The organism is Sphingomonas sp., from assembly GCF_031380695.1.
GTDB lineage: Bacteria > Pseudomonadota > Alphaproteobacteria > Sphingomonadales > Sphingomonadaceae > Sphingomicrobium.
This window is the reverse complement of the sequence record NZ_JANMWY010000334.1, coordinates 1-6,408: the sequence shown is the minus strand read 5'-3', so window position 1 is coordinate 6,408 and position 6,408 is coordinate 1. Positions and strand designations below refer to the sequence as shown.

Annotated in this window: 6 protein-coding genes; 5 read left to right on the top strand and 1 reads right to left on the bottom strand. The window is 63.9% G+C overall.

The genetic code is table 11. The annotated features are described in order from the left end of the window. The coding region (locus RMN84_RS12045) for a hypothetical protein (RefSeq protein WP_309612407.1) at positions 1-363 on the bottom strand (363 nt) is incomplete at its 3' end. On the opposite strand from RMN84_RS12045, the gene RMN84_RS12040 reads away from it, so the two are divergent. The 5 genes from RMN84_RS12040 to pstB all read left to right on the top strand — a co-directional run. Then, positions 356-1,690, top strand: coding sequence for a porin (locus tag RMN84_RS12040; RefSeq protein WP_309612406.1), 1,335 nt, complete (start codon positions 356-358; stop codon positions 1,688-1,690). The two genes, RMN84_RS12045 and RMN84_RS12040, sit on opposite strands and share 8 nt — an antisense overlap. A 134-nt stretch (positions 1,691-1,824) precedes the next feature. Then, complete coding sequence (locus RMN84_RS12035; RefSeq protein ID WP_309612405.1) at positions 1,825-2,865, top strand: substrate-binding domain-containing protein; 1,041 nt, start codon at positions 1,825-1,827, stop codon at positions 2,863-2,865. Positions 2,866-2,889: 24 nt separating this feature from the next. Next, entirely contained in the window at positions 2,890-4,281 is a 1,392-nt protein-coding gene (pstC, locus tag RMN84_RS12030) for a phosphate ABC transporter permease subunit PstC (protein WP_309612404.1), read from the top strand. Then, a complete protein-coding gene (pstA, locus tag RMN84_RS12025) occupies positions 4,274-5,527 on the top strand; it encodes a phosphate ABC transporter permease PstA (protein ID WP_309612403.1) in 1,254 nt (417 codons plus the stop codon). The genes pstC and pstA overlap by 8 nt, the downstream gene beginning before the upstream one ends. A 227-nt stretch (positions 5,528-5,754) precedes the next feature. Beyond that, positions 5,755-6,408 (top strand): phosphate ABC transporter ATP-binding protein PstB (gene pstB / locus RMN84_RS12020; protein ID WP_309612408.1); only part of this gene is annotated, 654 nt, incomplete at its 3' end.

The window sequence follows — 6,408 nt, the reverse complement described above, 5'->3', positions numbered from 1 at the left end:
CGACTTCAAGCAACTCAAGTAATCGATCACAAGGGCGCGCCCGACCGGCGCGCCCCGACGGGCCTCCCTGGCGGAGGCGGGAAAAGGGGAACTCGACATGAACCGCACGACCATCATCCGCGCTTTGCTTGCCGGCAGTGCGCTCGCTATCGGCAATGGCGCGATTGCCCAGACGCCGGCGCCGGCCGACCCGGCCGCCGCGACGGCGCAGGACGCAATGCCCGATCCGTCGGACGCCGCCGCCGACGCCGCCATCCAGGGCGCTGCCGCGACCGACGACGCGCAGGCCAAGATCGAACTGCTGTCGCAACAGGTCGAGGCGCTCCAGGCGCAACTCGAGAACGTCAAGTCGGCGATGGTCAAGACCGCGCCGTCATGGAAGGGCGCGCCGCTGTTCGAGGACAAGGATGCTGGCTGGTCATTCAAGCCACGCGGCCGTATCCAGTACGACGCCGGTTATGTTTCCAATCCGGGCAGTCGGATCTTGACGCGCAACCTGGGCTTCAACACCCGTGTCCGCCGTATCCGTCTGGGTGCCGAAGGAAATATCCCGGGGGGATTCGGCTATAAGTTCGAGATGGATTTCGCCAACAGCACGGTCGGCTTCGGAGATGCAATCCTGACCTATGCGCCGGCGGGAAAGCCATTCAGCGTGACGATCGGCAATCATGATTCATTTGACGGACTCGAACAAATCACGAGTTCGCGGTTCATCAGCTTCCTCGAGCGAGCGCAGATGAACGATGCCTTCATCAACACGCGTCGCATCGGTCTGTCGGTGGGTTACGTCAACAAGCCCGGCACGTTCCGCTTCAACACTGGTCTGTTCGCCGGGCACTCGATCGACGGTGGATTTGACAATGAAGGGTATATCGCCGCCGCGCGCGCCGTCTTCTCTCCGCTAATGACCGGACACCAGCTCCATTTTGGCGCAAACTTCCAATATCGAAAGTTCCAATCGAACAATGGCGCGACGCTATCGAACTCGGTCAATGCGCCGTCGACAAATCAGATTGCCCGCTATCGTGCGCGGCCGTTTACCCAGACGACCGACATTCGCTTTGTCGATACGGGCAATTTCGCGGCCAAGAGCGACATGATCTTTGGCGGGGAAATCGCGGGCATTTTCAAGTCGCTTCACGTAGCCGGCGAGGCGCAATATACGAAGGTTAACGCTTACACTCGTGGGGACGTCCTGCCTGCCGGGCTTAGCCAGTTCGCGACGCCGACCTTTCTCGTTCCGTCGGGCGATCCGAGCTTCTTCAGCGCCTATGGTGAAGTCGGATATTTCCTGACTGGCGAAACTCGTGGCTACAAAAATGGTCTGTGGGATCGGACGAAAGTTCTCAAGCCGCTCAGTAAGGGTGGGTCGGGCGCATTCCAGGTCAACGGGCGGGTCGATTATCTCGACCTCGATAGCAGCAAGTTGAAGACCGGGTTCACCAATAACTTTCTGACCGGCGTGTCGACGGCTTCCAACAGCCTGACGCGTGGTGGCAAACAAACCGGTTTTCTGGCCAGTCTGATCTGGATCCCGGAAGATTATTTCCGTGTCCTGGTGAACTATGCGCATTCCGAGATCAAAGGTGGGCCGCAAGCGGCCATTGTAAAACCGACGTCGACCGCACCGCTTGATCAGCGCAAATATGGCGTCGATACAGTTGCGGCGCGCGTTCAAGTTGATTTCTAGCAAGGGTTGCGTTCGGTGCTGCGCCGCGGTTTTCCCCGTTGCGCAGCACCCAGTATTTTCCTGTGATGGCATCGCTTCCGCCGGGCCGGGAAAGTGAGTATCAGCCGCGCATTGCGGCGCAGAATGAGGATGTTATGATGACGAAATTCGGCTTCGTGATCCCCGCGATCGTCCTGCTCGCAGCCTGTGGCAGCAGCAATTCGGGTGGCGGCGCCTCGTCGAGCCAGATCAAGATCGTCGGATCGTCGACCGTCTATCCGTTCACCACTGCCGTGGCCGAGGGTTTCCAGCGCGACAATCCCGGCACCAGCGTCATCGTCGAATCGACCGGCACCGGGGCGGGGATGAAACTGTTCTGCGCCGCGGTCGGCGGAACGTCGCCCGACATGACCAACGCCTCGCGGCCGATCAAGAAGAGCGAATATGAGGCGTGCGTCAAGAATGGCGCGAAGTCGGTGATCGAAGTGCCGATCGGCATCGACGGGCTGACCTTCATCCAGAACAAGGACGCCGCGCCGCTCAGCCTGACGGTCAAGGACATTTACATGGCGCTCGCCGCCAATCCGTTCGGCAAGCCCAACACCGCCAAGACCTGGCACGACGTCAACCCGGCGCTGCCGACGCAGAAAATCCACGTCATGGGCCCGCCGCCGACGTCGGGCACGCGCGACAGCCTCGCCGAGCTGATCCTCGCCAAGGGTTGCGAAACCGACCCGGCGATGAAGGCGCTCAAGACCAGCGACGAGAAGAAGCAGAAGGACATTTGCACCAAGATCCGCGAAGACGGCGCCTATGTCGAAGCCGGCGAGAACGACAATCTGCTGGTGCAGAAGGTCGCGGTCGACAAGGATACGCTCGGCGTGCTCGGCTTCTCCTACCTCGACGAAAATGCCGACAAGGTGAAGGCGGTGTCGCTTGGCGGCGTGTCGCCGAGCGAGGAGACGATCGCCAACCTGTCCTATCCGGGCTCGCGCAAGCTCTATATCTATTTCAAGGGCGAGCATCTGGCGGTGAAGCCGAAGATCAAGGACTTCGTCGCCGCTTACGCCAAGATGTGGGGCAAGAATGGCCTGCTCGAAAAGCGCGGCTTGGTGCCGTTCGCCGGGGCCGATGCCACGGCGGCGACAGCCCAGGCGGCGGCGCTGACTCCGCTTGACGGCTCGACCGTCAAGTAGCGGCGGGGCGACGACGAGCAGCATATGACCCTCGGCTTGGCCCTTCTCGTGGTGCTGCTGGTCGCAGCAGTCGCGGCGGCGATCGGCTATCGCCGGGCGGCGGCGCTGCGCGTGGCGCGGGTCGGTGGGTCACGGCTCAACAGCCTGCCGATCTATCACGGCTTTTACGCGGCGCTGTGGGTCGCGCTGCCGGCACTGCTGCTACTGGCGGCCTGGGCGCCGATGCAGTCGCGGCTGGTCGACCAGGCGGTGCTGTCCTCGCCCGAAGGCCGGGCGCTGCCTGACAGCAGTATTCAGCGCGAGAGCATTCTCGGCGAAGCGCAGGACATCGCCAGCGGCAAGATCGAGTCCGGCTTCAACCCGCAATCGACCGTGCTGGCGCCGCAGTTCAAGGAAGCCGGGTCGAAGTTCGCCACGATCGGCGGGGCGTTTGCGCTGCTCGTCGCGCTGGTCGGCGGGGCCTTCGCCGTCTCGCGCATCAAGTTCGAGTTCCGCGCCCGCGCCGGGGTCGAGCGCTGGGTCATGCTGCTGCTGATGGCGGCCTCGACGGTCGCCATTCTGACCACGCTCGGCATCGTCCTGTCGCTGCTGTTCGAGAGCATTCGCTTCTTCAAGCTGGTCAATCCGGCGGAATTCCTGTTCGGCACGACCTGGTCGCCGCAGATGGCGATGCGTGCCGACCAGGCGGGGTCGTCGGGCGAGTTCGGCTCGATCCCTCTATTCTGGGGCACGGCGTTCATCGGCGCGATCATTGCGATGATCGTCGCCATCCCGCTCGGCCTGATGTGCGCCATCTTCCTGACCCAGTATGCGCCGGCGCGGGTGCGGGCGTGGCTCAAGCCGATCCTCGAGATTCTCGCCGGCGTGCCGACCGTCGTCTATGGCTATTTTGCCGCGCTCACGGTCGCGCCGATGGTCCGCGATTTCGGCGTGGCAATCGGGGTGACCTCGGCCAGCAGCGAAAGCGCGCTCGCCGCCGGTCTCGTCATGGGCATCATGATCATCCCGTTCGTCAGCTCGATGGCCGACGACAGCATCGCCGCGGTTCCGCTGGCTTTGCGCAACGGCAGCCTGGCGCTGGGCGCGACCAAGTCGGAGACGATCAAGAAGGTCATCCTGCCCGCCGCCCTGCCGGGCGTGGTCGGCGGGGTCCTGCTCGCCGTCAGCCGCGCGATCGGCGAGACCATGATCGTCGTCATGGCGGCCGGCCTCAGCGCCAACATGACCGCCAATCCGTTCCAGGCGGTGACCACGGTCACGGTGCAAATCGTGCAATTGCTAACCGGCGACCAGGAATTCGACAGCGCAAAAACGCTCGCCGCCTTCGCCCTCGGACTGGCATTGTTCGTTATCACCCTCATCCTCAACCTCGTCGCGCTTACCGTCGTCAGGCGGTATCGGGAGGCGTATGAGTAAGAGCCACGCCTCACGCTGGGCCGACGGGACCATGCAGAAGCGGGTGGCCAAGCGCTACGCCGCCGAGCGCCGCTTCCGTGCGCTGGGGTTCATCGCCGTCGCCATGTCGGTCGGGTTTCTCGCCTTCCTGCTGTTCACCATGGCGTCTAAGGGGATCGGCGGCTTCACCCATACCGAGGCGAAGCTGCAGCTCGATCTGCCGCGCTCGGACGTGCTGATCGATCCGGCGGCGCTCAAGGGGCCCGACGCCCAGGCGACGGTCGCGCAGGCCGACCTAGAAGGTGCGGTGACCCAGGCGGCGATCGCGAACTATGGTCCCGACGCCGCCGAGATGTTCGGCGAAAGCGGGGCGCGCACGCTCGGGCGGATGCTGATCGCCGATCCGACATTGCTGAGCCACGCCGCCACCGTCTGGCTGCCGGTATCGGGCAAGGTCGATGTCGCGGCCAAGGGCGACGGCGGCGACGAGCAGGAAAAACTGGTTGCCGCGGTCGATGCCAAGGGCGGGCTCAAACGCAGCTTCAACTTCGATTTCCTGACCGCGTCCGACGCAACCGATCCGTCATCGGTGGGCGTGTGGGGCGCGCTCAAGGGCAGCTTCCTGACGATCATCGTGACGATGGGCCTGGCCTTCCCGATCGGCGTGCTGACCGCGCTCTATCTCGAGGAATTCGCGCCGCGCAATCGCTGGACCGATCTCATCGAAGTGTCGATCAACAACCTCGCGGCGGTCCCGTCGATTATCTTTGGGCTGCTCGGGCTTGCGGTGTTTCTTAACCTGATGAACTTGCCCCGATCGGCGCCGCTGGTCGGCGGGCTGACACTGGCGCTGATGACCATGCCGGTGATCGTGATCGCCGGGCGCAACGCGATCACGTCGGTCCCGCCATCGATCCGCGATGCCGCACTTGGCGTCGGCGCGTCGAAAATGCAGGTCGTGTTTCACCATGTCCTGCCGCTCGCGCTGCCGGGTGTCCTGACCGGCACGATCATCGGCATGGCGCGCGCGCTGGGCGAGACGGCGCCGCTGCTGATGATCGGCATGCGCGCGTTCATTGCTTCGCCGCCGGGCGGAATCACCGATCCGGCGACCGTGCTGCCGGTGCAGATCTTCCTGTGGAGCGATGAAGTCGACCGCAGCTTCGTCGAGAAGACGAGCGCCGCGATCATCGTGCTGCTCGTCTTCATGCTGTGCATGAACGGCCTAGCCATATATCTCCGCAACCGCTTCGAGCGACGCTGGTGAACGACATGACCAAAGAAAAAATGCCGATCGGATCGACGACGCCGGTGCCGGTGCCATCCACCGCGATCGCCGTGGAAGCGGCCGAGGACCAGCGCGCGACGCTGGGTGGCGACGTCCAGCCGGAGCCATCGGCGCTAAACGATCGTCCTCCGGCCGTGCCCTCCGCGCCGACGATCGCCGTCGCCGCCGATACCACCCCCGAGCTGGACGCCGGCCGCACGCCCAAGATGCAGGCGCGCGATATCCATGTCTATTATGGCGACAAGGAAGCGCTCAAGGGCGTATCGATCGACATTCACGACGACCGCGTGACGGCGTTCATCGGCCCGTCGGGCTGCGGTAAGTCGACCTTTCTGCGCTGCCTCAACCGGATGAACGACACGATCCCGTCGGCACGCGTCACTGGCGATATCTCGCTCGATGGCGAGGACATCAATGGCGCGGCAATGGATGTGGTCCAGCTGCGCGCGCGGGTCGGCATGGTGTTCCAGAAGCCGAATCCCTTTCCCAAGTCGATCTACGAAAACGTCGCCTACGGTCCGCGCATTCACGGCTTGGCGAGCGGAAAGGGCGAGCTCGACGCGATCGTCGAGAAAAGCCTGAAGCGCGCCGGCCTGTGGGACGAGGTCAAGGACCGCCTGGCCGAAAGCGGCACCGCGCTGTCCGGCGGCCAGCAGCAACGACTGTGCATCGCCCGTGCCATCGCGGTCGATCCCGAGGTGATCCTGATGGACGAGCCCTGCTCGGCATTGGACCCCATCGCGACCGCCAAGATCGAGGAATTGATCCACGAATTGCGCGGGCGCTATGCGATCGCGATCGTCACGCATAATATGCAGCAGGCAGCGCGCGTGTCGCAGCGCACGGCCTTCTTCCACCTC